The 26,626-nt window shown below is 40.5% G+C and carries 29 protein-coding genes; 11 read left to right on the top strand and 18 right to left on the bottom strand.

Features of this window, described 5'->3' with window-relative positions; translation table 11 throughout:
- Positions 1-87: 87 nt before the first annotated feature.
- Both rluD and pgeF read left to right on the top strand, forming a co-directional pair.
- On the top strand, positions 88-1,062 hold the full coding sequence (gene rluD / locus HMPREF3279_RS09075; RefSeq protein ID WP_065243051.1) for a 23S rRNA pseudouridine(1911/1915/1917) synthase RluD: 975 nt from the start codon (positions 88-90) through the stop codon (positions 1,060-1,062).
- A 1-nt stretch (position 1,063) separates the two neighbouring features.
- Positions 1,064-1,801 carry a peptidoglycan editing factor PgeF gene (pgeF, locus tag HMPREF3279_RS09070; RefSeq protein WP_070868947.1) on the top strand — a complete coding sequence of 246 codons (738 nt, stop codon included), beginning with the start codon at positions 1,064-1,066 and terminating at the stop codon, positions 1,799-1,801.
- A 48-nt stretch (positions 1,802-1,849) separates the two neighbouring features.
- Here pgeF and ruvX read toward each other — a convergent pair whose 3' ends face one another.
- From ruvX to fadR, 4 genes are read right to left on the bottom strand one after another with little or no spacing between them, the layout of a single operon-like run.
- Complete coding sequence (ruvX, locus tag HMPREF3279_RS09065; RefSeq protein ID WP_070868946.1) at positions 1,850-2,269, bottom strand: Holliday junction resolvase RuvX; 420 nt, start codon at positions 2,267-2,269, stop codon at positions 1,850-1,852.
- Positions 2,269-2,829: a YqgE/AlgH family protein gene (locus HMPREF3279_RS09060; protein ID WP_070868945.1), complete on the bottom strand. Its 561-nt coding sequence runs from the start codon at positions 2,827-2,829 to the stop codon at positions 2,269-2,271. Before HMPREF3279_RS09060 ends, ruvX begins: the two co-directional genes overlap by 1 nt.
- Complete coding sequence (rsmE, locus tag HMPREF3279_RS09055) at positions 2,829-3,563, bottom strand: 16S rRNA (uracil(1498)-N(3))-methyltransferase (protein WP_070582873.1); 735 nt, start codon at positions 3,561-3,563, stop codon at positions 2,829-2,831. The genes HMPREF3279_RS09060 and rsmE overlap by 1 nt, the downstream gene beginning before the upstream one ends.
- 58 nt (positions 3,564-3,621) lie before the next feature.
- Positions 3,622-4,350 carry a fatty acid metabolism transcriptional regulator FadR gene (gene fadR, locus HMPREF3279_RS09050; RefSeq protein ID WP_070868944.1) on the bottom strand — a complete coding sequence of 243 codons (729 nt, stop codon included), beginning with the start codon at positions 4,348-4,350 and terminating at the stop codon, positions 3,622-3,624.
- 135 nt (positions 4,351-4,485) lie between these two features.
- Between fadR and nhaB the strand changes: the two genes are divergently transcribed.
- Positions 4,486-6,024 carry a Na(+)/H(+) antiporter NhaB gene (nhaB, locus tag HMPREF3279_RS09045; RefSeq protein WP_070582571.1) on the top strand — a complete coding sequence of 513 codons (1,539 nt, stop codon included), beginning with the start codon at positions 4,486-4,488 and terminating at the stop codon, positions 6,022-6,024.
- Between the two features lie 19 nt (positions 6,025-6,043).
- Entirely contained in the window at positions 6,044-6,577 is a 534-nt protein-coding gene (dsbB, locus tag HMPREF3279_RS09040) for a disulfide bond formation protein DsbB (RefSeq protein WP_070868943.1), read from the top strand.
- Between the two features lie 74 nt (positions 6,578-6,651).
- On the opposite strand, the gene HMPREF3279_RS09035 is transcribed toward dsbB, so the two are convergent.
- The 9 genes from HMPREF3279_RS09035 to HMPREF3279_RS08995 all read right to left on the bottom strand — a co-directional run bounded on the left by HMPREF3279_RS09035 (position 6,652) and on the right by HMPREF3279_RS08995 (position 16,352).
- Positions 6,652-6,927, bottom strand: coding sequence for a DUF1294 domain-containing protein (locus HMPREF3279_RS09035; RefSeq protein ID WP_049372809.1), 276 nt, complete (start codon positions 6,925-6,927; stop codon positions 6,652-6,654).
- On the bottom strand, positions 6,927-8,189 hold the full coding sequence (gene glyA, locus HMPREF3279_RS09030) for a serine hydroxymethyltransferase (RefSeq protein ID WP_049364889.1): 1,263 nt from the start codon (positions 8,187-8,189) through the stop codon (positions 6,927-6,929). Before glyA ends, HMPREF3279_RS09035 begins: the two co-directional genes overlap by 1 nt.
- A 115-nt stretch (positions 8,190-8,304) precedes the next feature.
- Positions 8,305-8,877 carry a hypothetical protein gene (locus HMPREF3279_RS09025; RefSeq protein WP_257284417.1) on the bottom strand — a complete coding sequence of 191 codons (573 nt, stop codon included), beginning with the start codon at positions 8,875-8,877 and terminating at the stop codon, positions 8,305-8,307.
- An 81-nt stretch (positions 8,878-8,958) separates the two neighbouring features.
- The gene (locus HMPREF3279_RS09020; RefSeq protein WP_070868941.1) at positions 8,959-9,504 is read right to left on the bottom strand and encodes a hypothetical protein; all 546 of its coding nucleotides are present in this window, start codon (positions 9,502-9,504) and stop codon (positions 8,959-8,961) included.
- Positions 9,505-9,567: 63 nt separating this feature from the next.
- Complete coding sequence (locus HMPREF3279_RS09015) at positions 9,568-10,791, bottom strand: DUF711 family protein (RefSeq protein ID WP_070868940.1); 1,224 nt, start codon at positions 10,789-10,791, stop codon at positions 9,568-9,570.
- A 24-nt stretch (positions 10,792-10,815) separates the two neighbouring features.
- Positions 10,816-12,105, bottom strand: a complete 1,290-nt coding sequence (gene purD, locus HMPREF3279_RS09010) for a phosphoribosylamine--glycine ligase (RefSeq protein ID WP_070868939.1) — start codon at positions 12,103-12,105, stop codon at positions 10,816-10,818.
- A 192-nt stretch (positions 12,106-12,297) separates the two neighbouring features.
- On the bottom strand, positions 12,298-13,896 hold the full coding sequence (purH, locus tag HMPREF3279_RS09005) for a bifunctional phosphoribosylaminoimidazolecarboxamide formyltransferase/IMP cyclohydrolase (RefSeq protein WP_070868938.1): 1,599 nt from the start codon (positions 13,894-13,896) through the stop codon (positions 12,298-12,300).
- A gap of 180 nt (positions 13,897-14,076) precedes the next feature.
- Positions 14,077-14,475: a DoxX family protein gene (locus HMPREF3279_RS09000; RefSeq protein WP_014064111.1), complete on the bottom strand. Its 399-nt coding sequence runs from the start codon at positions 14,473-14,475 to the stop codon at positions 14,077-14,079.
- 110 nt (positions 14,476-14,585) lie between these two features.
- A complete protein-coding gene (locus HMPREF3279_RS08995) occupies positions 14,586-16,352 on the bottom strand; it encodes a protein-disulfide reductase DsbD (RefSeq protein WP_070869045.1) in 1,767 nt (588 codons plus the stop codon).
- A 179-nt stretch (positions 16,353-16,531) separates the two neighbouring features.
- Here HMPREF3279_RS08995 and arcA point away from each other — a divergent pair, with 179 nt between their 5' ends.
- The 4 genes from arcA to ykgO all read left to right on the top strand — a co-directional run bounded on the left by arcA (position 16,532) and on the right by ykgO (position 18,414).
- Positions 16,532-17,245, top strand: coding sequence for a two-component system response regulator ArcA (gene arcA / locus HMPREF3279_RS08990; RefSeq protein WP_070582579.1), 714 nt, complete (start codon positions 16,532-16,534; stop codon positions 17,243-17,245).
- 112 nt (positions 17,246-17,357) lie between these two features.
- Positions 17,358-17,840, top strand: a complete 483-nt coding sequence (gene smpB, locus HMPREF3279_RS08985) for an SsrA-binding protein SmpB (RefSeq protein ID WP_014064114.1) — start codon at positions 17,358-17,360, stop codon at positions 17,838-17,840.
- A 160-nt stretch (positions 17,841-18,000) separates the two neighbouring features.
- Complete coding sequence (locus HMPREF3279_RS08980; protein WP_070868937.1) at positions 18,001-18,267, top strand: type B 50S ribosomal protein L31; 267 nt, start codon at positions 18,001-18,003, stop codon at positions 18,265-18,267.
- A gap of 9 nt (positions 18,268-18,276) precedes the next feature.
- Positions 18,277-18,414, top strand: coding sequence for a type B 50S ribosomal protein L36 (gene ykgO / locus HMPREF3279_RS08975; protein ID WP_005695435.1), 138 nt, complete (start codon positions 18,277-18,279; stop codon positions 18,412-18,414).
- A 50-nt stretch (positions 18,415-18,464) separates the two neighbouring features.
- Here ykgO and cgtA read toward each other — a convergent pair whose 3' ends face one another.
- From cgtA to rplU, 4 genes are all read right to left on the bottom strand, one after another.
- A complete protein-coding gene (cgtA, locus tag HMPREF3279_RS08970) occupies positions 18,465-19,637 on the bottom strand; it encodes an Obg family GTPase CgtA (protein ID WP_005697855.1) in 1,173 nt (390 codons plus the stop codon).
- A gap of 27 nt (positions 19,638-19,664) precedes the next feature.
- Positions 19,665-20,582 carry a DMT family transporter gene (locus HMPREF3279_RS08965; protein ID WP_070868936.1) on the bottom strand — a complete coding sequence of 306 codons (918 nt, stop codon included), beginning with the start codon at positions 20,580-20,582 and terminating at the stop codon, positions 19,665-19,667.
- Positions 20,583-20,758: 176 nt separating this feature from the next.
- Complete coding sequence (gene rpmA / locus HMPREF3279_RS08960; RefSeq protein ID WP_005539872.1) at positions 20,759-21,016, bottom strand: 50S ribosomal protein L27; 258 nt, start codon at positions 21,014-21,016, stop codon at positions 20,759-20,761.
- A gap of 20 nt (positions 21,017-21,036) precedes the next feature.
- Entirely contained in the window at positions 21,037-21,348 is a 312-nt protein-coding gene (gene rplU / locus HMPREF3279_RS08955; RefSeq protein WP_005695431.1) for a 50S ribosomal protein L21, read from the bottom strand.
- A 229-nt stretch (positions 21,349-21,577) separates the two neighbouring features.
- Here rplU and ispB point away from each other — a divergent pair, with 229 nt between their 5' ends.
- Both ispB and HMPREF3279_RS08945 read left to right on the top strand, forming a co-directional pair.
- The gene (ispB, locus tag HMPREF3279_RS08950; RefSeq protein WP_070868935.1) at positions 21,578-22,567 is read left to right on the top strand and encodes an octaprenyl diphosphate synthase; all 990 of its coding nucleotides are present in this window, start codon (positions 21,578-21,580) and stop codon (positions 22,565-22,567) included.
- 1 nt (position 22,568) lies between these two features.
- The gene (locus HMPREF3279_RS08945; protein WP_070868934.1) at positions 22,569-23,309 is read left to right on the top strand and encodes an epoxyqueuosine reductase QueH; all 741 of its coding nucleotides are present in this window, start codon (positions 22,569-22,571) and stop codon (positions 23,307-23,309) included.
- A gap of 47 nt (positions 23,310-23,356) precedes the next feature.
- On the opposite strand, the gene HMPREF3279_RS08940 is transcribed toward HMPREF3279_RS08945, so the two are convergent.
- The gene (locus tag HMPREF3279_RS08940) at positions 23,357-23,662 is read right to left on the bottom strand and encodes a cell division protein ZapA (RefSeq protein WP_070868933.1); all 306 of its coding nucleotides are present in this window, start codon (positions 23,660-23,662) and stop codon (positions 23,357-23,359) included.
- Positions 23,663-23,822: 160 nt separating this feature from the next.
- Here HMPREF3279_RS08940 and polA point away from each other — a divergent pair, with 160 nt between their 5' ends.
- The gene (gene polA, locus HMPREF3279_RS08935; protein WP_070868932.1) at positions 23,823-26,621 is read left to right on the top strand and encodes a DNA polymerase I; all 2,799 of its coding nucleotides are present in this window, start codon (positions 23,823-23,825) and stop codon (positions 26,619-26,621) included.
- Positions 26,622-26,626 lie beyond the last annotated feature (5 nt).

Below are 26,626 nucleotides of genomic sequence, written 5' to 3'. Positions count from 1 at the left end.
AAAATCAATAAATAAGTTACAATTAACGAATATTGTATAGAACATTACACAATAAGCCAACTTTTTAAATTTTTAGATGGATTTTTTATGCCACAAATGACCTTAACGGCTGAAATTCAGCCCGAACAAATGGGACAGCGTTTAGACCAAACCCTCGCAGAGTTGTTCCCAGAATATTCCCGTTCGCGTTTAAAAACCTGGATTGAAGCAAAACAGGTAAAAATGAACGGTGAAATTGCCGATATTCCACGTGCAAAAGTTTATGGCGGAGAGCAAATTGAGATTTCGGTAGAAGTGGAAGATGAAAACCGTTTTGAGCCACAAAATATTCCACTCAATATCGTTTATGAAGATGACGATATTATCGTGATTAACAAACCTAAAGATCTCGTCGTCCACCCTGGTGCAGGCAATCCGGATGGCACGGTACTTAATGCACTACTCTATCACTATCCACCTATTGCCGAAGTACCGCGCGCAGGAATTGTGCATCGTTTAGATAAAGACACAACGGGTCTCATGGTTGTTGCTAAAACGATTCCTGCACAAACGAAACTCGTGCGTGACTTGCAAAAACGCAAGATCACTCGTGAATACGAAGCCGTCGCCAGTGGCATTATGACCAAAGGTGGAACCGTAGACCAACCAATGGCTCGCCACGCGACAAAACGCACATTGATGGCGGTTCACCCAATGGGTAAACCCGCTGTGACGCACTACCGCATTATGGAAAATTTCCGTAATTACACGCGTTTACGCTTACGTTTAGAAACCGGTCGAACTCACCAAATTCGTGTGCACATGGCACATATTGCGCATCCATTATTAGGTGATCAAACTTACGGAGGTCGTCCTCGCCCACCTAAAAATGCAAGCGAAGCCTTCAATGAGGTTCTGCGTAATTTTAAACGCCAAGCCTTACATGCGGTTATGTTGCGTTTAGCTCACCCAATTACAGGTGAAATGATGGAATGGTATGCTCCATTGCCAGATGACTTTGTTGAATTACTGCATGCCTTAAAAGCGGATTACCTCGAACACAAAGACGAATTGGATTATTAAGATGAGAACCATTGCTCCAAACTGGACTGTTCCGCCACATATTCAAGCTTTTACAACCACAAGAGAAGGTGGTGTAAGCCTGCCGCCTTTCGAGAGTTTCAATTTAGGCGATCATGTCGAAGATGATAAAAGTGCGGTCAAAACTAACCGCACTTTATTGGTCGAAAAATTTAATCTGCCACACTTTCCGTTATTTTTAACCCAAACACACAGTACTCGTGTAATCACGGTGCCTTATGAGGGCAATAATTTAGAGGCTGATGCGGTTTACACCAATCACCCTAACCAAGTATGTTTGGTGATGACAGCTGATTGTTTGCCAGTTTTATTCACCAATAAACAAGGCACTGAGGTGGCTGCAGCCCATGCGGGCTGGCGCGGACTCTGTGATGGGGTGTTAGAAGAAACAGTGAAATGTTTCCAATCTGCCCCCGAAGAGATTATTACGTGGTTTGGGCCTGCTATCGGCCCTAATGCATTCCAAGTTGGCAAAGAAGTGATTGAGCAATTTATGGCTTTTGACCCGATTGCAGAAACGGCTTTTCGACCAGATCCGAATGTGGCAGGAAAATACCTCGGCAATCTTTATCAAATCGCTACACAACGCCTCAATAAATTAGGTATTACCCAAATTTACGGTGGGGAGTATTGCACATTCACTGAAAAAGAGAGCTTCTTTTCCTATCGTCGAGATAGCAAAACAGGAAGAATGGCGAGTCTGATTTGGATAAAAAAATAAACTCATAAATACAACAAACCGCACCTTAAAGTGCGGTTTATTTTTGGCTTATTCTGAATAGTTTTCGAACCAACTTTCTAAAATCAAGCAAGCAGAGATCCCATCGACTTTGCCTTTATTGAGAGCACGATAACCGCCACGCTGGAAAATTTCATCGCGTGCAGAAACCGTCGTTAAGCGCTCATCTTGCAGTTCTACTTTAATACCGAAACGACCATTTAAGCGATTGGCAAATTTTTTCGCACGAAGTGTTAAATCTTGCTCGGTTCCATCCATATTTAAAGGTAATCCCACTACAATGATATCGGGTTTCCAATCCTTTAAACATTTTTCAATAGCATCCCAATTGGGAATCCCATCTTGGGCTTTAAATGCAGGCAAGGCTTGCGCTGTACCCGTAATACTTTGCCCAACCGCACAACCGATACTTTTTGTGCCAAAATCAAACGCGATTGCCGTGATGCCCATTAACTATGCCCTACTTGTGAAAAAACAAAATTATGAGGATTAATCCCTAATAATTGATTCGCGGCAGGATAACGATCTTCATAAATAGTTTCAAATAAAATGGTGTCTGAAGCAGGTGCCACTAACCACGCATTATATGCTATCTCTTGTTCTAGCTGTCCGGCTGTCCAACTTGCACAACCGAGAGCAACAAGATATTTTTCGGGTGCATCCTCTGAACCAAAGGTTTCCACAATATCTGCTGATGTGGTGAGATACATCTCATCAGTAATTTTATAACTATGCTCAAATTCTTTCGCGGCTTTCTTATGCAGAATAAAACCACGCTCAGAATGTACCGGGCCACCCGCAAGTACAAGTTCATTGCTAAAAGTGCGGTCATTTTTCATCATAAAATTCATTTTTGAATATAGCTCAGCAATGCTTAAATCAGTGGGCTGATTAATCACTAAGCCCATCGAACCTTGCTCATTATGCTCGCACATATACACTACGGTATTTTGGAAATAATCCTCCAACTGTGGCATCGCAATTAAAAATTGCCCTTGTAAATCCATCATTATCCCAAATCTCCAAAACAAATTTGTAACGCACTAATGGCTGCTAAAGAAGCCGTTTCTGTGCGTAGCACACGCTTTCCTAATAAAATTTCAGTAAATCCTTGTTGTTCAGTTTGTGCGATTTCTTGAGGTGATAAACCGCCTTCTGAACCAATAAGTAAACGAACCCCTTCTTTTGGAATTGAAGGTAAGGTTTTAATTGAATATTGGGCTCTTGGATGTAAATTCAATTTCAATGCACCATCATTCTCTGCACACCAATCTTGTAATTTCATTAACGGACGAATTTCTGGCACAACGTTACGGCCACATTGTTCACAAGCCGCAATAGCAATTTTTTGCCATTGTTGAATTTTCTTATCCATGCGTTCGCCGTCTAGCTTCACGCCACAGCGTTCTGACCATAATGGTGTAATCACGTTAACGCCTAACTCTACAGATTTCTGAATGGTGAATTCCATTCGATCACCACGGGAAATAACCTGCCCTAAGTGAATCAATAAATTCGACTCTTTATCACTCAATTCACAACCAAGAATTTCCACCTTAACGGCTTTTTTGCTCGCTTCAATAATTTTTGCTGGATAAATATGATTACTTCCATCAAATAATTCAATTTGCTCACCTTCAGTCATACGAAGTACACGCCCTACGTGATTAGCCGCCTCCTCTGAAAGTTGGCAAGTAGATTGATTTTTAAGGGATTCTGGATGATAAATTCTTGGAATACGCATAATATTGAGTCTTTGATATAAGGAAAAAGTGCGGTCATTTTCAACCGCACTTTTAATATTATTCTGTTGCTAAATCTTTTGGCAAGCTTTCTAAAATGGTTCGCCAATAAGCGGAAGTCACTTGCTTGTGTTTACGAATACAACCTACCACTAAATCGGATTGACCACTTTCACAAATATCGCGCAATTCAACATAGAAATCATGCGTGACTTGGCGATGTTTTTCTTCGCTGAAAAACAATAAACCAATTTTATGATAAACCCCACGTAAACTATTAAAAATTAAACGATAGAAAGGTTTATTAGCCATGACTGTAAATTGACGGAATAATGCATAGTCAAATTCCATATAGCTTTCTGCCGTATTTTCTAATGAATCTAACCCTTTAAACAAAGCAACTGAAGCTTTAGGTGAATTTTTGACAGCTTCATAAATATAAGATTCAGACATACGACTACGCAATGAAAGCATATTTTCAATGATTAATGGCGCACTTTGACGATCTAAAGTAATTAAGGTTTCAATAATGCTTGGACCAGCTGTATCCCAAATATTATTGACTTTTGTCGGCTTGCCGTGTTGAATGGTAAGCCAGCCATCACGAGCCAAACGCTGCAATACTTCGCGTAATGTAGTACGTGTGACGCCGATTTTATCAGCCAAATCACGCTCAGAAGGAAGATTGGTGCCTGCGGGAAATACATTATCCCAAATACTTCTAACAATATATTCTTCGGCAAGAGCGGCTGGGCTTTGTGCCCGTAAAAGGGTATTATCTGTTTGCATAAATATAAAATAAATATAAAAAAAGCTTAAAAAGATCAAAAAAATGTGATTTATTCAATAAATCTTTAACTGGTCTATTATCCTTTAAAGCTGTATATATTACAATGACAAGACTATAAAAAAACGGAGTTCGATATGACTTACACACAAGCATTCATGAAAAACTTTCTGGGCGCAAGTCCAGATTGGTATAAATTAACCATTATTGCCTTCTTGGTAATTAACCCGATTTTATTCTTTTTTGTTAGTCCATTTTTTGCAGGCTGGCTACTCGTGGCTGAGTTTATTTTCACGCTAGCCATGGCATTAAAATGCTACCCTCTTCAACCGGGTGGTTTATTAGCATTTGAAGCCATTGCCATTGGCATGACGAATGCCGAACACGTTAAAGCGGAGATCGTGGCAAACTTTGAAGTGGTTTTACTTTTAATCTTCATGGTCGCCGGCATTTATTTTATGAAGCAACTTTTGCTTTATGTCTTCACCAAATTATTAGTGCGTATCCGTTCTAAAATCGTTCTCTCTTTAGCATTCTGTTTTAGTGCAGCATTTCTTTCAGCTTTCTTAGATGCACTAACTGTTGTGGCGGTCATCATCAGTGTTGCCATGGGTTTCTATGGGGTTTATCACAAAGTGGCATCAGGGAAAAATCTACAGGATGCGGTTGATATTGCCGATGATAACAAAATCAAAAATCACGAAACTCTCGAAAAATTCCGCTCTTTCTTACGTAGCTTAATGATGCATGCTGGTGTCGGTACCGCACTCGGTGGTGTAATGACCATGGTGGGTGAGCCACAAAACTTAATCATTGCAGAACAAGCTAAATGGAATTTCATTGAATTTTTCTTCCGTATGGCTCCTGTGACAGTCCCTGTATTTATCTGCGGATTACTCACTTGTATTTTAGTCGAAAAATTTAAATTATTCGGTTATGGTGAAAAACTACCGGAAGAAGTATGGCAAGTCTTAGCGGATTTAGATCGTGAAAACGCACAAAAAATGTCTAAACAAGATAAGATTCGCCTTTCTGTCCAAGCAGTTATCGCGGTTTGGTTGATCTTAGGTTTAGCCTTCCACTTAGCGGCTGTAGGCATGATTGGTTTAAGTGTGATTATCCTTGCAACAACCTTTACTGGTGTAACTGATGAACATGCTATTGGTAAAGCATTCCAAGAAAGTTTACCTTTCACTGCATTATTAGTCGTATTTTTCTCTGTCGTTGCGGTGATTATCGATCAAAAACTCTTTGCGCCAATTATTCACTTTGTATTAAGTTCAGAAGAGAAAACACAGTTAGCATTATTCTACGGTTTCAATGGTTTACTTTCTGCGATTTCTGATAACGTATTCGTAGCAACAGTTTATATCAATGAAGCGAAACATGCCCTTGCGACAGGCGCAATTGCACCGCACCAATTTGAATTACTTGCGGTAGCAATCAATACAGGGACAAACTTACCTTCTGTCGCTACACCAAACGGTCAAGCAGCATTCTTGTTCTTATTAACATCATCACTTGCGCCATTAATTAAACTTTCTTATGGTAGAATGGTCTACATGGCATTGCCTTACACTATCGTATTAACGCTAGTTGGTTTCCTTGCAATCGAATTTATCCTACCAGGAATGACGATTTGGCTTGCAAACCTTGGCTTAATTCTTCCAATTTAATGAAGCATAAGGAGAAAGAATGCTCGACTTTTTTAAGCAATTATCCCTTAAACGTTCAGCGTGGATCTTTTTGGCATTTTCCGCATTTGCCTTAGAATCGACCGCACTTTACTTTCAATACGGAATGGGTTTACAACCTTGCGTACTTTGTGTTTACGAACGTTTAGCTATGGTAGGGTTATTTATTGCTGGTTTTATCGGTGCCTTAGCCCCTAGTTCGCTTATTGTCCGCATTCTTGCTCTTATTGTGGGTTTATTTAGTGCAATCAAAGGATTAATGATTTCCATTCGTCACCTTGATTTACAAATGAACCCAGCGCCATGGAAACAATGTGAATTTATACCAAACTTTCCAGAAACGTTACCATTCCATAAATGGCTACCTGCAGTGTTCAATCCAACAGGCAGCTGTAATGAAAGCCAATGGTCACTTTTCGGCATCACAATGGTGCAATGGTTGGTATTTATTTTCGCTGTCTATATCATTGTGTTGGGATTAATTACACTTTCACAAGTGAAGAAAAGTCGAAATCGACGCCTCATTTTTAAGTAGTCTAATCGCATACTAAAAAGCCTAGAGATATTCTCTAGGCTTTTTTATTACTGAAAGTCATTCTGTACTCAACATTATTCAAGAAAGAAATACCAATACGGCATTAAGATCAACCAAATAAAGGCACTGAGAATAACAACAAATTTAAAACTAAAGTGTTTGGTTTTATGACGAAAGCGTTTCATCCCGCAATAAACGCCAATAAACCCACCAAGAAGGCTTAATAGAAAAAAGGTATTTTCAGAAATTCGCCAACCGTGGCGAACCGCGCGGACTTTGTCTTTCCACATTAAAAAATAAGCGGCGATATTTACCGCCGCTAACATCACAAATAAAAGCTGAATCAGCATTATGCGTAAACTGGAAGACGTTTGCAGATTGCCAATACTTTTTCTTTGGTTGCTGCAATCACTTGTTCTTCGTTTTCTTTACCTAATGCATCTAATACATCACACATCCAGCCGGCTAACTCACGGCAGTCTTGTTCGTTAAAGCCGCGACGAGTCACCGCTGGTGTACCAACACGAATACCAGAGGTCACAAATGGTTTTTGTGGGTCATTTGGTACTGAGTTTTTATTCACCGTGATATTCGCTTTACCTAACGCAGCATCAGCCGCTTTACCGGTTAAGCCTTGTTTGATGAAGCTCACTAAGAATAAATGGTTTTCTGTACCGTTTGAAACCACGTCATAACCGCGTTGTTTAAACACTTCCACCATTGCTTTCGCATTTTTAATTACGTTTGCTTGGTATTCTTTATAAGCTGGTTCTAATGCTTCTTTGAAACATACTGCTTTCGCCGCAATAATGTGAACTAATGGACCACCTTGGTTTGCAGGGAAAACAGAAGATTGTAAGCGTTTATAAAGCTCTTCATCACCGCAGGAAGAAAGGATTAACCCACCACGTGGACCACCTAAGGTTTTATGGGTAGTTGTTGTTACAACATGTGCGTATGGTAATGGGTTTGGATATAAACCTGCTGCGATTAAACCTGCAACGTGCGCCATATCCACAAATAAATATGCGCCTACTTCATCGGCGATTTCGCGCATTTTTTTCCAATCTACAACTTGAGAATAAGCAGAGAAACCCGCCACAATCATTTTTGGTTTATGCTCTAATGCTTTTTGACGCACATCTTCATAGTCGATTAAACCATCAGCAGTGATACCATAAAGTACAGAATTATAGATTTTACCGGAGAAGCTCACTTTCGCCCCGTGAGTTAAGTGCCCGCCGTGTGCTAAATCCATCCCTAAAATAGTATCGCCAGCATTGATTAATGCACCATATACCGCCGCATTGGCTTGTGAACCTGAGTGTGGTTGTACGTTTACATAATCCGCACCAAACAACTCTTTAGCACGATCAATCGCTAACTGCTCGACAATGTCTGCGTACTCACAACCGCCGTAGTAACGTTTACCAGGGTAGCCTTCAGCATACTTGTTAGTAAACTGTGAACCTTGCGCTTCCATTACGCGTGGGCTCGCATAGTTTTCAGATGCGATAAGCTCAATATGCTCTTCTTGACGACGATTTTCGCCCTGAATGGCTTGCCATAGAACCGGATCGTAATCAGCGATGTTCATACTTTTTTTAAACATTGTGTTTTCCTCGTTGTTTGAATTATTTGTGTATAGTTTACCTGTTTCCAAGTAAAAACTTAATCAAAAATTTCGATCATATTTTTCATTATTACAATGAAAAACATTCATTTATCTAAATCGAGCCTTTTTCTTTCACTAATTTCTCAATTAGTTTAACTTCTTTTGTTTTCTCGCCAGCACCCAGTTTATGGCATTGGCTGGTTTCTTTCGTATAAGTATTAAAATTTGTCATCCTTGTTGGGCTTTTCATTTTAATCTTCATATCTAAATGATTACCGCAGTTATTACAAGGTGAAACAAATTCCTTATCATATTCTTTAAATTCTGGAGATTGTTCAATAATTTTCGCAACTTGTGGTGAATGCGCAGTTTTAAATAGACGATCCGTAAAGTCATAACTTAACTTGCCGTCATTTACCTGCCATTTGGCTTTAGCTTGCAATAAATAACGCATCCAGCCTTCTTTTGTATCAATCTGTGAAATACCACGTAGAAGCACAGTTTGATCTGCGTGATAGGTGACATAATCAAAATGCTCAACAGGTAAAGGGGATTTAGCTGCAGGTTTTACATGGCAAATCCAATCGCCGACTAAAGCTTTTTCCTGTTCTGTTTGTTGATGTGCCGTTGCACATCCCGATAACAATACTGCGATAAAACTACTTAATACTAATTTTCTCATCATAATTCTCCTTTTATTAATTAGATTCCCGCACTTTAAAAAATAAAGTGCGGTTGAAATCGTATTTGTTTTTCTTTATCGACTCTATTTCTTGACAAACCATTTATTCAATAACTGAATGTCCTTGTCATTTTCTGTCACTCGTCGGCAAGTTTCAAAATCCTTACCGAGAATAAGTTGATTGCCATTTTGTTTCAGCTCAATTGGCATATCCGTATGATTACCAGATTTACTATAAAATGCAGCCAACTGTTCTTTTTCTTGTTTTTGTAAAGCTTTATTTTGCTTGATGACTTTAGCCACATTTTTACTATGAGCCGGCACCATAGCACGATCGATAAAATCAAAACTCAAGACATTATTTTGGCTCTGCCATTTCACCTTACCTTTTGTTAAATAACGAATAGTCGTCTCTTGATCCAATTCAATGTAGGAAATGCCTCGCAAGGCACCTGTTCCATCAGATTTCAAGACAAAATGATCTAAACGATCATAAGTTTGTTTATCTTTCGTTGGGATAGTATGACAAATCCATTCGCCATCTAACGTTGAGCTTTGTGAAACATTTGAAGTCCCAGCACAACCTGTTAATAATACTGCTACAAAACTACCCAATATTAACTTTCTCATAAGATACTCCTTTTATTGTCAGTAGGGATAACATTCATCACAACAAAGTAGGGAAATTTTTATTTAATCCGGAATATGTAAAAGGCGGCAGTTACATAAATCATCACTCTCAAATTCTGATATTTCACCAGCAACCTTATTCGGAATGGGGAATAAACGCACAGTTAGCGGTTTATTTAAGCGAAATGCCATCGTCCCCGTATCACGCATAATCGCCGCGATGCTTTCAGCCTTAGCATTTCCCGCCACAGGAACCGTATCTAAACCGATACCACATACAGCGCTATACGTCAGTAAAGCACGAATATCAAAATAGTGTTTTTGTGTTCCTTCGGCTAAACCTAAATCTTCCGTCACCGCCAACATTAATCCGGAAAACCCAACCAATGGCACATGTTGGATTGATTTAAACACTTTTGTCAGTAAGGCAGAAACTTCTACTGAACCAGCCGCACCAAAATATGGCAACCCCATTAATTCATAAATTTTTGTCATGGATGCACAATTTTTTGATGGAGCCGCCGAACTATCGATACCTGCAAATTCAAATTCACCTGATAATTTGACCGCACTTAGCATTTCTAATACTTGATCTACATGATATTGCAGCGCTTGCGACATAGCCTGATAACAATCAGCATAAAATTGATTATGAGGTGATTTTGGTACAGATTTTAATACTTCGACTAATAAATCGGGTGTTTCTAAACCAATGACAAAACTGTTTGGTAAATGACTTAGATGATAACCGGCGGGGAAATAAGGAATAAATGGCTTGCAGTTAAAATTCACCGTAAAGTTAAAATTACCTTCGCCACGTGGTGTGATATTTGCAATTTTTTGTACCGCATAAACAGATTGCTCAATAAGTTCATTATCTAACACGCCATTCTCATCTAATGGCACATTGACACAAGCATTACACAAGTCACCATAAGCTGCGATTAACTCTGGCAATAACGTAATTTCCTCTTTATTTCTCGCCGCACCTATTGCAAATCGAAGACGAATTCCACTTTCATTAAATTTATTCAATAACTCCGTTAAATACTGCAAATCTGCTTTTGCTGTCTGCAAATTAGTTAAATCCAAATATTCCCCAAAGGGATTGGTAATCACTCGAATCGATTGCAAGGTATAACCTGCTTTCTGTACAGCAGGTAATAACAAATCCACATCACGTTTCACCGAATAAAGGGCATCTTCCCATTGCGTTTTATCTTTATGTAACGTCAGAAAAAAACTGATTGTGCGAAGACGACATAATTCTTTATTTTTATAATCCATTCGATCCCTTAACATTAAATGTCGTTATTTTTGCTGCTCACGTTCAACAGCACGATAGCCAATATCTCGACGATAAAAACGTCCAGACCATTGAATTTGCTCAGCGAGTTTTAAGGCTTTTTGTTGCGCTTCAAATACACTTTCGCCTAACGCAGTCACACAAAGCACGCGACCGCCGTTCGTGACTAACTTGCCTTCTTGTTCTGCGACGCCCGCTAAGAAAACTTTCTCATTTTCGACCGCACTTTGTGGCAAACCGATGATTTCATCGCCCCTGCGATAATCACCTGGATAGCCTTCAGCAGCCAAAACAATACCCAAAGAAGATTTTGGATTCCATTGGGATTTCACTTCGTCCAATTTACCATCGCAAGCTTTAAGACAAAATCCTACCAGATCTGATTCAAGACGTAGCATGATCGGCTGGGTTTCTGGATCGCCAAAACGACAGTTAAATTCGATCACTTTCGGCTGACCATTCGGCATAATCATTAATCCTGCATATAGGAAGCCAGTATAAACATTGCCTTCCGCAGCCATACCATTGACCGTTGGATAAATCACTTCACGCATAATGCGATCATGAATTTCTGGTGTCACCACTGGTGCAGGTGAATACGCCCCCATACCGCCGGTATTCAAACCAGTGTCGTTTTCTCCCACGCGTTTATGGTCTTGACTAGTTGCCATAGGTTCGACGTTTTTACCATCTACCATGACGATAAAGCTGGCTTCTTCACCATCTAGAAACTCTTCAATCACCACTCGGCTACCCGCTTCACCAAAGGCATTGCCAGAAAGCATATCACGCACAGCTTCTTCCGCTTCCTGCAATGTCATTGCAACAATTACGCCTTTGCCCGCTGCCAAACCATCCGCTTTTACGACAATTGGCGCACCTTTTTCACGTAAGTACGCCAATGCAGGTTCTACTTCGGTGAAGTTTTGATATTCTGCCGTTGGAATTTTGTGACGAGCGAGGAAATCTTTAGTGAATGCCTTTGAGCCTTCCAATTGCGCTGCTGCTTTAGTTGGACCAAAAATTTTCAATCCAACTTCACGAAATGCATCAACTACCCCAATCACTAATGGTGCTTCAGGGCCAACAATGGTTAATCCAATTTGCTTATCTTGAGCAAATTTCACTAATGCGGGGATATCTGTTGCAGAAATATTCACGTTTTCTACTTTGTGTTCCAATGCGGTACCTGCGTTACCCGGTGCGACAAAAACTTTATCTGCTAATGGAGATTGTGCTGCTTTCCAAGCCAAGGCGTGTTCACGACCGCCATTTCCAATGATGAGGATGTTCATAATGCTCCTTGTATCTTTTTGAATTTAACCCCCTCTTTAGCAAAGAGGGGTAGGGGAGATTTGGCAGAAGTTATTTCAACCTCATAGTATATTTAGCATCGTTTAAATCTCCCCCCAACCCCCTCTTTACGAAAGAGGGGGGAGGAATAAGTAAAAAAGTAATTCGCTTATTGAGCGAAGTTACGATATAAATTAATGTCTAAAATGACGCATTCCAGTTAATACCATCACCATATTATGTTCATCCGCTGCATCGATGACTTCTTGATCGCGCATTGAACCGCCCGGATGGATAACACATTGAATACCTACTTTCGCCGCTGCATCAATACCGTCACGGAATGGGAAGAACGCATCAGATGCCATTACACAACCGGCTACAGTTAAACCTTCATCCTGAGCCTTAATACCCGCAATCTTCGCAGAATATACGCGGCTCATTTGGCCTGCACCAATGCCGATAGTTTGATTGTCTTTAGCGTAAACAATGGCATTGGATTTCACGAACTTCGCAACCTTCCAGCAGAACAATAAGTCTTTTAATTCTTGTTCAGTTGGCTGACGTTTACTCACCACTTTTAAATCATCCACACCAACCATGCCTAAGTCCGCATCTTGTACCAATAAACCGCCGTTTACACGTTTGAAATCTAAACGTTCAGAACGAGAGGTCCATTCACCGCATTCAAGCAAACGAACATTTTTCTTACGTTTCACTACATCTTGCGCTTCAGCAGAAACTTTCGGTGCAATAATCACTTCAACGAATTGGCGCTCCACAATTTCACTCGCAGTTTTTTCGTCTAATTCACGGTTGAAAGCAATAATGCCGCCAAATGCAGAAGTTGGATCGGTTTGGTAAGCGCGATTATAGGCGTCTAAAATATCTTTACCTAAAGCCACGCCGCATGGATTAGCGTGTTTAACGATCACACAAGCTGGCTCATCAAATTCTTTCACGCATTCAAGTGCTGCATCGGTGTCAGCAATATTATTGTAAGACAAGGCTTTACCTTGTAATTGATGAGCGGTGGCTACGCTCGCTTCTTTCACATTTAAATCAACGTAGAAAGCTGCATTTTGATGAGAGTTTTCGCCGTAACGCATAGTTTGTTTACGCACGAAGTTAAGGTTTAAAGTACGTGGGAATTGACCGCACTTCGCATTCGCGTCTTCTTCCTCTGCAACATGATATGGTTTCACCATTTGTCCAAAATAGTTGGCAATCATAGAATCATATTGAGCGGTATGTTCAAATGCTTTAATCGCAAGGTCAAAACGAGTTTCAAGTGTTAGGCTGTTGTGGTGTTTATCCATTTCCGCAAGAATGGCGTTAAAATCATGATTATTCACTACGATCGCCACATCTTTATGGTTTTTCGCGGCAGAACGCACCATGGTTGGTCCACCGATATCGATATTTTCTACCGCATCAGACAAGGTGCAATCCGGTTTAGCCACGGTAGCGGCAAATGGATATAAATTCACGACGACCATATCAATGCCTTCGATGCCATGTTGCTGCATGATAGCGTCATCTGTACCACGACGGCCAAGAATCCCGCCATGCACTTTTGGATGTAAGGTTTTCACACGACCGTCCATCATTTCTGGGAACCCCGTATAATCAGATACTTCAGTCACCGGCAAACCATGTTGCTCCAACAATTTTGCAGTACCACCTGTGGAAAGTAGTTTTACACCTCGCTGTACTAAGCCTTGAGCAAATTCTACGATACCGGTTTTATCAGAAACACTCAGTAAAGCCTGACGAATTGGACGATCTGTCATTACATTTTCCTTTAATTAAATGGTTAAAAATAAGCGCGGGGAATTATAACGCAAACGTTTGCGTTTATGTAGAAAAAATTTTCCTGGTAAGCGCACTTCAACGTTCGACTGCTTATTAGGAGGTTTAAAAAACAAAAAAGCCCGCAAAATGCGGGCAACCTAACAGTGTGAATAATGTGATTAGCGTTTGCGGTTATCTAAAGAAAATGCACCGGCACCCGCAAACACAAAATAGAAGAACACGAGAGAGTAAAGTAAAGCTAGCTCACCACCGTTCGCGATTGGGAAGAATAAATTCCCTTTACCTGCAACGTGCATAAAGAAATATGCATAAGCCATTTGACCCGAAAGGATAAATGCCGCCGGGCGAACAAATAAGCCTAAAATTAATAGGATTGAACCAACAATCTCGATTACTCCACCGACGATCATCATTGGATCGCCCACTGCGCCGTTACCGCCCGTCATCGAAATTGGGAATTCCCAGAATTTCGCTGTACCGTGCAAGATAAACATATACGCGGCGATGATACGTAATAAAGCTAAAACATACGGAGAGTATTTTTCTAAATTTTTCATAAAGTTTTCCTAATAAAAAGTAATTTGAGAACGGGGTGTATATTAATGATTAACTCAAAGCCAAACAATACCTCAAATCGAAAAGGACTTTTTACTATTAGGAAATAATTTTACGCTTTACTGATTTTCTCAATCCATTGTAAAAATTCAACAGGTGGCATAAATCCGTTAACACGACTCCCCTCAATTTCTTTTCCATCTCGGTTAAAGAACAAAATAGTCGGTAAACCTAACACTTTATATTTTGCCATTAAAGCGCGGTTTTCTTCGGAGTTTTTTGTCATATCGACTTGAAGAAGCAGCATGTCACCAAAGGCTTTTTGGACACTAGGATCACTAAATGTTTCTTTTTCAAACTCTTTACAAGCCACACACCAATCCGCATAAAGATCGAGCATCACAAGCGATTTGTTATTTTCTGACAGTGCTTGTTGCAATTCAGCTTCGCTTCCCACTTTCTTAAATTCAACATGAGAAACGGCTTTATTTTCGACCGCACTTGGTACTGAGCCTTCACCCCAAACCCAAGCTTGAAGCGGTTTAACACTAATCATAGCTGCCACTAAAAAGAAAATTCGGAATACCCAACCTGTGCCATTTTTTGGCATTTGGAAAGCAAACCAAATGAAAAATGCAGTACCCAGCATCGCCCATAATCTTGGTGTCCATTCATCCGGCAAAATACGAGAAATTAAGAATACTGGTAACGCGAGCATCACAAAGCCAAAGAGCTTTTTAACGGTTTCCATCCACATGCCTGATTTAGGCAGGATTTTATTCCCAAATAACGTGATTAAAATCAGCGGTACGCCCATGCCCAACGCAAGCAAATAAAGCGTGATCGCGCCAGTGAATAAATCCCCACTCTGCGCCACATAAAGCAATGCGCCAGAAAGCGGTGCTGATGTGCAAGGTGAAGCCACAAGCCCCGCAATCATCCCCATTAAGAACACGCCACCAAAGGCTCCAGCTTTTTGCTGTTGGCTAAGTAAAGACAGTTTTGTTTGTAAGGAACTTGGGAGCTGTAAGGTAAATACACCGAACATCGACAACGCTAACAAGACAAAGATGATTGATAAGCCAATCATCACGTAAGGATGTTGCAACGCTACTTGGAATGGCAAACCAATTGCCGCCACAATTAAGCCTAACAAGGTGTAAGTCAGCGCCATCCCCTGTACATACACAAAACTTAATGCAAAGGCACGCCACATATTAGGACGTTGATTTTGACCAATTACTATCGCTGAAAGTAACGGCAGCATTGGCAACACACAAGGGGTAAAAGCCAAACCTAAGCCCAATAAGAAAAAGCCAAATACGGCATATTTGTTATTAAATAAGCTTTCCGCTAAACGATCTTGCTCTGCTTTAGGTTGTGCGGAAAGAGCGGTCGATTTTTCTGATGTTTTTTCAGTATTGGCGATCTGTGCAACCGGCAAATCCGCCACTTTGATTTCTTTCACTTCAGGCGGATAACAAAAGCCCGATGTACAACCTTGGTAAGCAATTTCAACCACATCTTCGGCTTTTAATGGCGGGTGGCTTGCTTTAAAAATAGCTTGCACGGGCTTTTTGAAAATCTTCATTAAGCCAAAATAAGGATCGTTATAATCTTCAGGTGAAATAGAAAATGTCGGTACATCAAATGATGAGGTTTCCTCATGGTTGAGCTTCACAGAAATTTTCTCTTGATAGAGATAATACCCTTCTGCTATCGACCAATTAACGATCACATTTTCTTGATTCTCGCTTTTTGCAGCTGAAAATTGAAAAGCGTCATCCACAGGTAAGAAAGCCGGTTTCTTATCAAAAAGACCGGCTTGAGTGGAAAGTGCAGTAAAAATAAAAAATAAAAAAAGAAGAATTCGCTTCATCATAAAGTCCCAACTATTGTTCCTACTAAAATTCTAGCATAGATCAAAAGAATGTTAATAATTTATGACTTAGATCATAAAATTAAATGTAATTTAAACAATGACCGCACTTTTCTGTTGTTACAGCAATGTTACAATTATAGAATATGCCCATAACAAAGTATAACAAGGAGCAACGAATGGCTACCCCCAAAATTCTCATCGTGGAAGATGAAGCGGTAACCCGTAATACGTTAAAAGGAATTTTTGAAGCTGAGGGCTATGAGGTATTACAAGCACAAGATGGTGCCGAAATGTATCGTCAGTTAAGCTCGGAAACGGTTAATCTCATCGTATTAGATATCAACTTACCCGGTAAAAATGGTTTATTACTGGGCCGTGAATTGCGTGAAAAAACACCTATCCCTCTGATTTTTCTCACGGGGAGAGATAATGAAGTTGATAAAATCTTAGGTTTAGAAATCGGAGCCGATGATTATCTCACCAAACCCTTCAACCCTAGAGAACTCACCATTCGTGCAAGAAATTTATTGCATCGCACCATGACATTAAATGGCAAAGAGGCCCATTTACAACGTGAGAACTATCGTTTTAATGGTTGGACACTGGATTTAAATAGTCATAATTTAATTACGCCTGAAGGCACTGAGTTTAAGCTACCGCGTAGTGAATTTCGTGCCATGTTGCATTTCTGTGAAAATCCAGGAAAATTGCAAACTCGCGAAGAATTATTGCTAAAAATGACAGGACGCGAATTAAAACCACAAGATCGTACTGTGGATGTAACAATTCGCCGCATTCGGAAACATTTTGAAGATCATCCTAATACACCAGAAATTATTGCTACCGTGCATGGTGAAGGCTATCGTTTCTGTGGTGAATTAGAAGAATAATCTCTCATTAAGTAATAAAAGGCTGAGTCAAATCAGCCTTTTGTTTTTTGCTATCCACGGCGAGATTCGGTAAAATCAACGCCAATTTACGATTAATAAACAACGGATAACAATGACCAAAAAGAAAGTCAAAGTCGGCTCCAACACCATTGCGTTAAATAAACGAGCTAGACACGAATATTTTATTGAAGATGAAATTGAAGCCGGCCTTGAGTTACAAGGTTGGGAAGTAAAATCAATGCGCGCGGGTAAAGCCAACATCAGCGATAGCTATATCATTTTTAAAAACGGTGAAGCCTATTTATTTGGAGCAACCATTCAACCATTAAGCTTGGCCTCTACTCACGTGGTTTGCGATCCGACGCGTACACGTAAGCTTTTATTGAATAAACGTGAACTAGATAATCTTTTCGGTAAATCAAGCCGTGATGGTTTTACTATTGTTGCCCTTTCTCTTTATTGGAAAGGCCCTTGGGCGAAGATCAAAATCGGTCTTGCGAAAGGTAAAAAACAACATGATAAACGTGATGATATTAAAGAGCGCGAATGGAAAGTGGCGAAAGAGCGTATTATGAAAAATGCGCATCGTGGATAACTCTCCAACCAAACAGACAAAATGCCTTTCAATCGAAAGGCATTTTTCTTTTTCTCAATATGAAAAAAATTCTCATGGCTATGAATAAAAATACATTGATAATCATTCTCTTTTAAATTAGTATCTTCGCCCAATTATTTCCGTCATATAAGGAGTTCTAATGAAAAAAGGCATTCATCCTGAAAATTATCGTACCGTTTTATTTTACGATTCCAATGCGAAACAAGGCTTTCTCATCCGTTCTTGCGCTAAAACTAACAACACCATGCAATGGGAAGATGGTAACGAATACCCTGTATTTATGTGTGATACCTCATCTGCATCTCACCCATTTTATACCGGTAAAACCCGTCAAATTGGGAATGAAGGTCGTGCAAGTGAATTTGCAAACCGCTATGGCAAATTTGGTGCATTTAAATCAAAATAGGAATATTCAATGAAAGTATTATCTTCGCTAAAAAGTGCTAAAAACCGTCCTGGCTGCAAAATTGTTCGCCGCCACGGTGTCGTTTATGTCATTTCGAAAACTAATCCTCGCTTTAAAGCACGTCAAGGTGGGAAAAAGAAAGGTTAACAGCAATAAAAAAAGAGCGGTCAAATTTCCGCTCTTTTTTCATTTAGGCATTAAGGTTTATAAATAAACTCAACGCCTTCTTCATCTTCTTCGTCCCAATCATCCCAGTCGTCATCTTCATCATCAAATTGATGTTCAGCAAGCTGTTCTTGATGGTAGTCTTCCCATTTGAATTTCACTTCTTCCGGTTTATTTTCTTCTACTTCCGCATCTCGTGGATTCGCTTCAATGAAATCCATAATATCACGACAAAGTGGCGGTACATTCTTACCGGTTGCGGCAGAAATAAGGTGATAGCCTTCTTCCCAACCAAGACGTTCGGTAATCTCTTGAGCACGTTCATGCGCCTCTTCTTCTGTCATCGTATCAATTTTATTGAAGACTAACCAACGTGGTTTATCTGCCAATTTTTCACTATATTGGAATAATTCTGACTCGATGATCGCAATATTATCAGCAGGATCGGATTCATCAATTGGGTTAATATCCACTAAATGAATTAACACACGACAACGTTCTAAGTGCTTTAAGAAACGAATACCCAAACCCGCACCATCCGATGCACCTTCAATCAATCCAGGAATATCGGCCACCACAAAGCTATGGCTCTCATCCACTTTCACTACGCCTAAACTTGGCACTAAAGTGGTAAATGGATAATCAGCAACTTTTGGTTTTGCAGCTGAAACGGCGCGAATAAAGGTGGATTTACCAGCATTCGGTAAACCTAACATCCCGACATCTGCAAGAAGCATTAATTCTAATAATAAATCGCGTTTTTCTCCTGGTGTTCCCATGGTTTTTTGGCGAGGTGCACGGTTCACTGAAGATTTAAAACGTGTGTTCCCTAAACCATGATAACCACCTTTCGCCACTAACATTTTGGCGCCATGCTTTGTCAAATCGCCAAGCACTTCTTTAGTGTCATTATCAATTGCACGCGTTCCCACCGGCACACGTAACGTAATATCTTTACCGCGGCGACCAGTACAATCTGAACTATGGCCGTTCTCACCGCGTTCTGCGGCAAAACGTTTCGTAAAGCGATAATCGATTAAGGTATTTAAGTTTTCGTCTGCAACCAAATAAACATCACCGCCATCACCGCCATCACCGCCATCAGGGCCACCTTTGGGGATAAATTTTTCACGGCGGAAACTTACACAACCGTTTCCACCATCCCCTGCTTCCACACGAATCAGGGCTTCATCAATAAATTTCATAAAAACTCTCCAATATTTAACCGCACTTTACTTTGATTGCGGTAATAACTTATGTCCGATTGCCGACAAAATTGCTCCGCATACTACAACAAACGCCCCAATATAGCTAATCATATTTAATTCTGGCGCGGCAAAATTCTCAGGGCTCACATAATGGGCAAGATGGGCAAAGAAAATGGTAAAGAGTGGTACTAAGGTTATCACTACGCTTACTTTAGAAACTTCCCAACGATTAAGCGCCTCAGCATAAGCCCCATAACCAAATAACGTATTCAAACAACAATAAACAAAACAACCGAATGCAAACGGGGTGAGGTTACTCACTTGTGAAAATTCAGCTACAGGTGTAAAGACTAAAAGACAGCCGAAATACATCATTAATAAAATTTGTTGCGAACTAAAACGACGGAGCATAAGCTTTTGTGCCATACCATAAGCCACCCAAACTAATGAAGCAGTCAGGCTGAGTAAGACACCTGTTAAATAACCACTCTCTCCTTTAAACACATCAAGCTTATCATTGAAGAAAAGCGCCAACCCAGCCAATAACAGACCTAAACCAATCTTTTGGTGTAATCCGAGCTTTTCTTTAAAGACAAAAATACCGCAAATTAACATACCAAAAGAAGAAAAATGAATAAAAATTTGAGCTGAAGAAGGATCGATAAAATTAAGTGAGCTATTAAATAAAAAGAAATTACCCGCTAATCCTGCTACACCGATGAGTACAAGCCAAATAAAACGACCACCTTTCGAAAATTGTGGTAATTTTTTCTTGTAACCTAACAGAATCAATAGTGCAAGAGAAGCTACCGCAAATCGATACCAAACGATCGTTTGTGGTGTCATCACTGATAGAACCTGTTTTAACGCAATAGGTAAAGATCCCCACGCCATCGCTGTAATTAAAGCGAAGAGAAAACCTAAAAGCGGTTGTTGTTTCATGATATCTTCCTTTATTTTACTAAAGTGCAGTTAGGAATTAAGATAAATTTCGACTAAGAAATATCAAGATAAGCAATAGTGCCAGAATAACAAATGTGATTGATGATTGTAAATTACAGATAAAAAAGAAAACGCCCCACAGATAATGCGGGGCGTTTATCAAATCAGATGTAAAATTATTCAGTTACAATACTTACGTATTTACGGCTTTTCTCGCCTTTAACTTCAAATTTTACTTTACCGTCAGCGGTAGCAAATAAGGTGTGGTCACGACCCATACCTACGTTGTTACCTGCGTGGAATTTAGTACCACGTTGACGTACAATGATGCTACCTGCTAATACAGATTCGCCACCGAAACGTTTAACACCAAGGCGTTTAGCTTCAGAATCACGACCGTTACGAGTTGAACCACCAGCTTTTTTAGTTGCCATCTACTTGATCTCCTCTGAAATTATGCTTGAATCCCAGTGATTTTCACTTCTGTGAACCACTGACGATGACCTTGTTGTTTACGGCTGTGTTTACGACGACGGAACTTAACGATTTTAACTTTATCGCCACGACCTTGTGCCACAACTTCAGCCACTACTTTCGCGCCAGCTACTACTGGTGCACCAATTTTAACATCTTCACCATTAACGACCATCAACACTGAGTCGAACTCAACTGTTGCGCCAGTTGCAAGTTCAAGTTTTTCTAAACGAACTACTTGACCTTCGCTCACACGGTGTTGTTTACCGCCACTTTGGAAAACTGCGTACATAAATACTCCGCTATAATTGTGCTTCTCCGTTACTATTTTCGGTCCGCACTTCAAAATTCATATAAATAGGTCGCAAATTCTACGGAAAAAACAACTCGATCGCAAGCACTTATTTGCAATAAAATAAAAAAAAGCGCTTTTCCTCGAGTTTAATTTCAGAAACCCTGAAAAATCGGGTAAAATTCACCGCACTTTTCTTTTATATACACAACCATCGAACCAAATGAAGATGAACAAACAAGATTTAATGGATATGCATGCAATCCAAGCATTAACAGATGCGGATATGCAGAAAGTCAATCGAGCCATTTTAGCACAAATTAACTCCGATGTGCCGATGGTTAATCAGCTTGGTTTTTATATTGTACAAGGTGGCGGAAAACGTATTCGACCACTTATTGCGGTTTTAGCGGCGCGTGCATTAGGCTACGAAAGCGATAAAGTGGCGACTTGTGCAACCTTTGTAGAATTTATTCACACCGCATCTTTATTACATGATGATGTGGTGGATGAATCGGATATGCGTCGTGGTCGCGCAACGGCAAACTCAGCCTTTGGTAATGCCGCTAGCGTATTAGTAGGTGACTTCATTTATACTCGTGCATTCCAATTAGTGGCGCAGTTACAATCTCTAGACATTCTTCGCATTATGGCGGATGCCACCAACGTGTTGGCGGAAGGTGAAGTGCAACAATTGATGAACGTGAACGATCCCGATACCACTGAAGAAAGCTATATGCGCGTGATTTATAGTAAAACGGCACGATTATTTGAAGTAGCGGCGCAATCTGTTGCGATTGTTGCAGGTGCTGAAAAATCAATTGAAACCGCATTTCAAGAATATGGTCGCTATCTCGGTACCGCATTCCAATTAGTAGATGACGTGCTAGATTACAGTGCGAATGCAGCTGCATTAGGTAAAAATGTGGGTGATGACCTCGCTGAAGGTAAGCCTACTCTTCCTTTATTACACGCAATGCGTCACGGCAACCCACAACAAGCCGCGCTTATTCGCGAAGCCATTGAACAAGGCGGAAAACGTGATGCGATCGATGAAGTACTTGCGATTATGGCAGAACATAAATCTCTCGATTACGCAATGGATCGTGCGAAACAAGAAGCCCAAAAAGCGGTTGATGCTATTGCCTTATTACCTGAAAGCGAATACAAAAAAGCCTTAATTTCACTGGCTTATTTATCGGTAGATCGAACTTATTAATATGACTGAAGAACAAATTCAACCGCAAAGTGCGGTCGATTCTAAACCTAAATTTCAAAAAACACGTAAACAAAAGGTGCGCAAGGATCCCAATGCGCCTTTTATTCGTGAAAAACTCGAATTACCTGAAGGACATAATAAGTTACTTCTCCACTCCTGCTGTGCGCCTTGCTCAGGTGAAGTAATGGAAGCCATTTTAGCCTCAGGTATTGAGTTTACGATTTATTTTTACAACCCGAATATTCATCCATTGAAAGAATATTTAATTCGTAAAGAAGAAAACATCCGATTTGCCCAAAAATTCGGGATTCCGTTTATTGATGCAGACTACGATCGCCAACAATGGTTTGATCGCGCAAAAGGTATGGAATGGGAACCTGAACGTGGCATTCGCTGCACCATGTGTTTTGATATGCGTTTTGAAAAAGCAGCTGAATATGCTCATGAACATGGTTTCCCTGTATTTACCAGCTGCCTTGGTATTTCTCGCTGGAAAGATATGGATCAAATTAATGGTTGTGGTCACCGTGCGGCTGAAAAATATGATGATGTGATTTATTGGGATTACAACTGGCGTAAAGCTGGAGGATCTCAACGCATGATCGAAATCAGTAAACGTGAACGTTTTTATCAACAGGAATATTGTGGCTGCGTTTATTCTTTACGAGACAGCAATAAATGGCGTGAAGAAACAGGGCGACAAAAAATTGAAATTGGTAAACTCTATTACACACCAGATTAAAAACACATAAAAAAGAACCGCACTTTCAACATGCGGTTCTTTTTTATTTAATCTACAATGGTACGCCCACCTAATGCATTCTCTAAAGAATGATCTAACTGCTGAATTCGCGTACATAACACGTTTTCAATCTGGGCATTTTTATTTTTTTCTTGGGTTAATTCAAAACTTAAATTCAAGGCAACAATAGAAAGCACTCGGTCTAATTGCAATAAACCTGTACGCTCTTTCATTTCAGACACTTGAAGATCTAAATTACGCGCCGATTGACGCAAAATCTCTTCTTGTTCTGCAGGGACATTCAAGCGCAGCACTTGCCCTAATACAACAACTTCAACCAGTTTTAATGACATGTTATTCCCTTATGTTGAATGCTCAAGTAATCCTATTATGCCACAGCCAAATGCCTTCGTCATACTTTTTACGTTTAATTGACCGCACTTTATCCGTTCGCCCCATTTCGCAATTTACGCTATAATGCGACACTTTTCATTATTTTTGAACGGAATATTTATGCCAACTATCGCTCCTAATCCATTAGTCCTAGTGGACGGTTCATCTTATTTATATCGTGCTTTTCACGCATTTCCACCACTCACCAATTCAGCCGGCGAACCAACCGGTGCCATGTACGGTGTGTTAAATATGCTCAAAAGCCTGATTTCGCAAGTGCAACCGAGCCATATTGCGGTGGTCTTTGATGCGAAAGGCAAAACTTTCCGTGATGAAATGTTTGAACAATATAAATCCCATCGTCCACCGATGCCAGACGATCTGCGCAAACAAATTCAGCCATTGCACGATATTATCCGTGCCCTTGGCATTCCTCTTTTAGTCATTGAAGGTGTAGAAGCTGATGATGTCATCGGTACTCTAGCGGTAGCGGCTTCCAAAGCGAATCAAAAAGTTTTGATCAGTACCGGCGATAAAGACATGGCACAGCTAGTGGATGACAACATTATGTTGATCAACACCATGAATAACACCTTATTAGATCGCGAGGCTGTGATTGAAAAATACGGTATTCCGCCAGAACTCATCATTGATTACTTAGCGCTAATGGGCGATAGCGCCGATAATATTCCTGGCGTAGCGGGTGTGGGTGAAAAAACGGCTCTCGGTCTCTTACAGGGTATCGGCAGCATGGCAGAAATTTATGCTAACTTAGACAAAGTGGCCGAATTGCCAATTCGTGGGGCAAAAAAATTAGGGGATAAATTATTGGCTGAAAAAGAAATGGCGGATTTATCCTATCGCCTTGCCACGATCAAAACCGATGTCGCTCTCGATATCACTCCGGAACAACTTACCCTTGGTGCAAGCAATAACGATCAACTTACCGAATATTTCGGCCGTTATGAATTTAAACGTTGGCTCAATGAAGTGATGAATGGCGCTGACTCCATCACCAATAATAACGAACAACCAACCAAGATTAATCACTATCAAGCTACGCCAGCCCTCGCTCAAAATAATGACGATGAAACATTGCCGGCAATTCAAATTGATCGTAGCCGTTATGAAGCCTTGCTCACTGAAGCGGATTTAAATCGTTGGGTGGAAAAACTCAAGCAAGCCAAACTTTTTGCGCTAGATACTGAAACCGATAATTTAGATTATATGGCTGCCAACTTAGTGGGCATTTCCTTTGCGTTAGAAAACGGTGAAGCAGCTTATTTACCGCTACAATTAGATTATTTAGGCGCACCAAAAACTCTCGAAAAAACAACCGCACTTACGTTGTTAAAACCGGTTTTAGAAAATCCTGCTATTCAAAAAGTCGGGCAAAACTTCAAATACGATCTCACCATCTTCGCCCGTAATGGCATCGATGTGCAAGGTGTGGCTTTCGATACTATGTTGGAGTCCTATGTACTCAACAGCACAGGCCGTCATAATATGGACGATCTGGCGAAACGTTATTTAGGGCATCAAACAATCACTTTTGAAGAGATTGCAGGCAAAGGTAAAAATCAGCTGACTTTTAACCAAATTCCGTTGGAAAAAGCCGCCGAGTACGCGGCGGAAGATGCTGATGTGACAATGAAGCTGCAACAAGTGCTATGGGAAAAACTCTCTAAAGAACCCACTCTGGAAAAACTCTTTAAAGAAATGGAATTGCCATTGTTAGGCGTACTGTCCCGTATGGAACGTCGCGGTGTTTTAATTGATAGCGATGCGCTATTCCTACAATCTAACGAAATCGCTAACCGTTTAAGTGAATTAGAAGAACAGGCCTATGTCTTGGCGGGGCAACCATTTAATTTAGCTTCCACCAAACAATTACAAGAAATTTTGTTTGATAAATTAGGTTTGCCGGTTATTCAAAAAACACCAAAAGGTGCGCCATCCACCAACGAGGAAGTGTTGGAGGAACTCGCATTTAGTCATGAATTACCGAAAGTGTTGGTAGAACATCGTGGTCTCAGCAAACTAAAATCCACCTACACCGACAAATTACCGCAAATGGTGAATCCGCAAACGGGTCGAGTGCATACTTCCTACCATCAAGCGGTGACCGCCACCGGTCGTCTTTCATCAAGCGATCCGAATCTGCAAAACATTCCGATTCGTAATGAAGAAGGCCGCCGTATTCGTCAGGCATTTATTGCACGCGAAGGCTTTACTGTTGTGGCAGCTGACTATTCGCAAATCGAACTACGCATTATGGCGCACCTATCACAGGATCAGGGCTTAATTAACGCCTTTACTCAAGGCAAAGATATTCACCGCTCTACTGCGGCAGAAATCTTTGGGGTAGAACTGGATGAAGTAACGTCCGAGCAACGCCGCAATGCTAAGGCAATTAACTTCGGATTAATTTACGGTATGTCAGCCTTTGGCTTATCGCGTCAACTCGGTATTGGCCGTGCCGATGCCCAGAGCTATATGGATTTGTATTTCAAACGCTATCCAGGCGTACAAACCTTTATGCACGATATTCGCGAAAAAGCCAAAGCCCAAGGCTATGTGGAAACCCTATTCGGCCGTCGTTTATATCTACCAGATATCAACTCTTCTAATGGTATGCGCCGTAAAGCTGCCGAACGTGTCGCGATCAATGCACCAATGCAAGGCACCGCCGCAGACATTATTAAACGTGCCATGATTCAATTGGATCAAAAACTACAAAACGATCCCAATATTGCGATGATTATGCAGGTGCACGATGAATTGGTGTTTGAAGTGCGGTCAGAAAAAGTCGCGTTTTATAGCGAACTCATCAAAACACAAATGGAAAGCGCGGCTGATTTAGTGGTGCCACTGATTGTTGAAGTGGGTCAAGGCACGAACTGGGATGAGGCGCACTAAGGAAT

It is taken from the genome of Haemophilus sp. HMSC71H05 (assembly GCF_001838635.1).
GTDB classification, from domain to species: Bacteria; Pseudomonadota; Gammaproteobacteria; order Enterobacterales; family Pasteurellaceae; genus Haemophilus_D; species Haemophilus_D parainfluenzae_R.
Note: the sequence above shows the minus strand (reverse complement) of the source record. Positions and strands in the feature narration are given on the sequence as shown.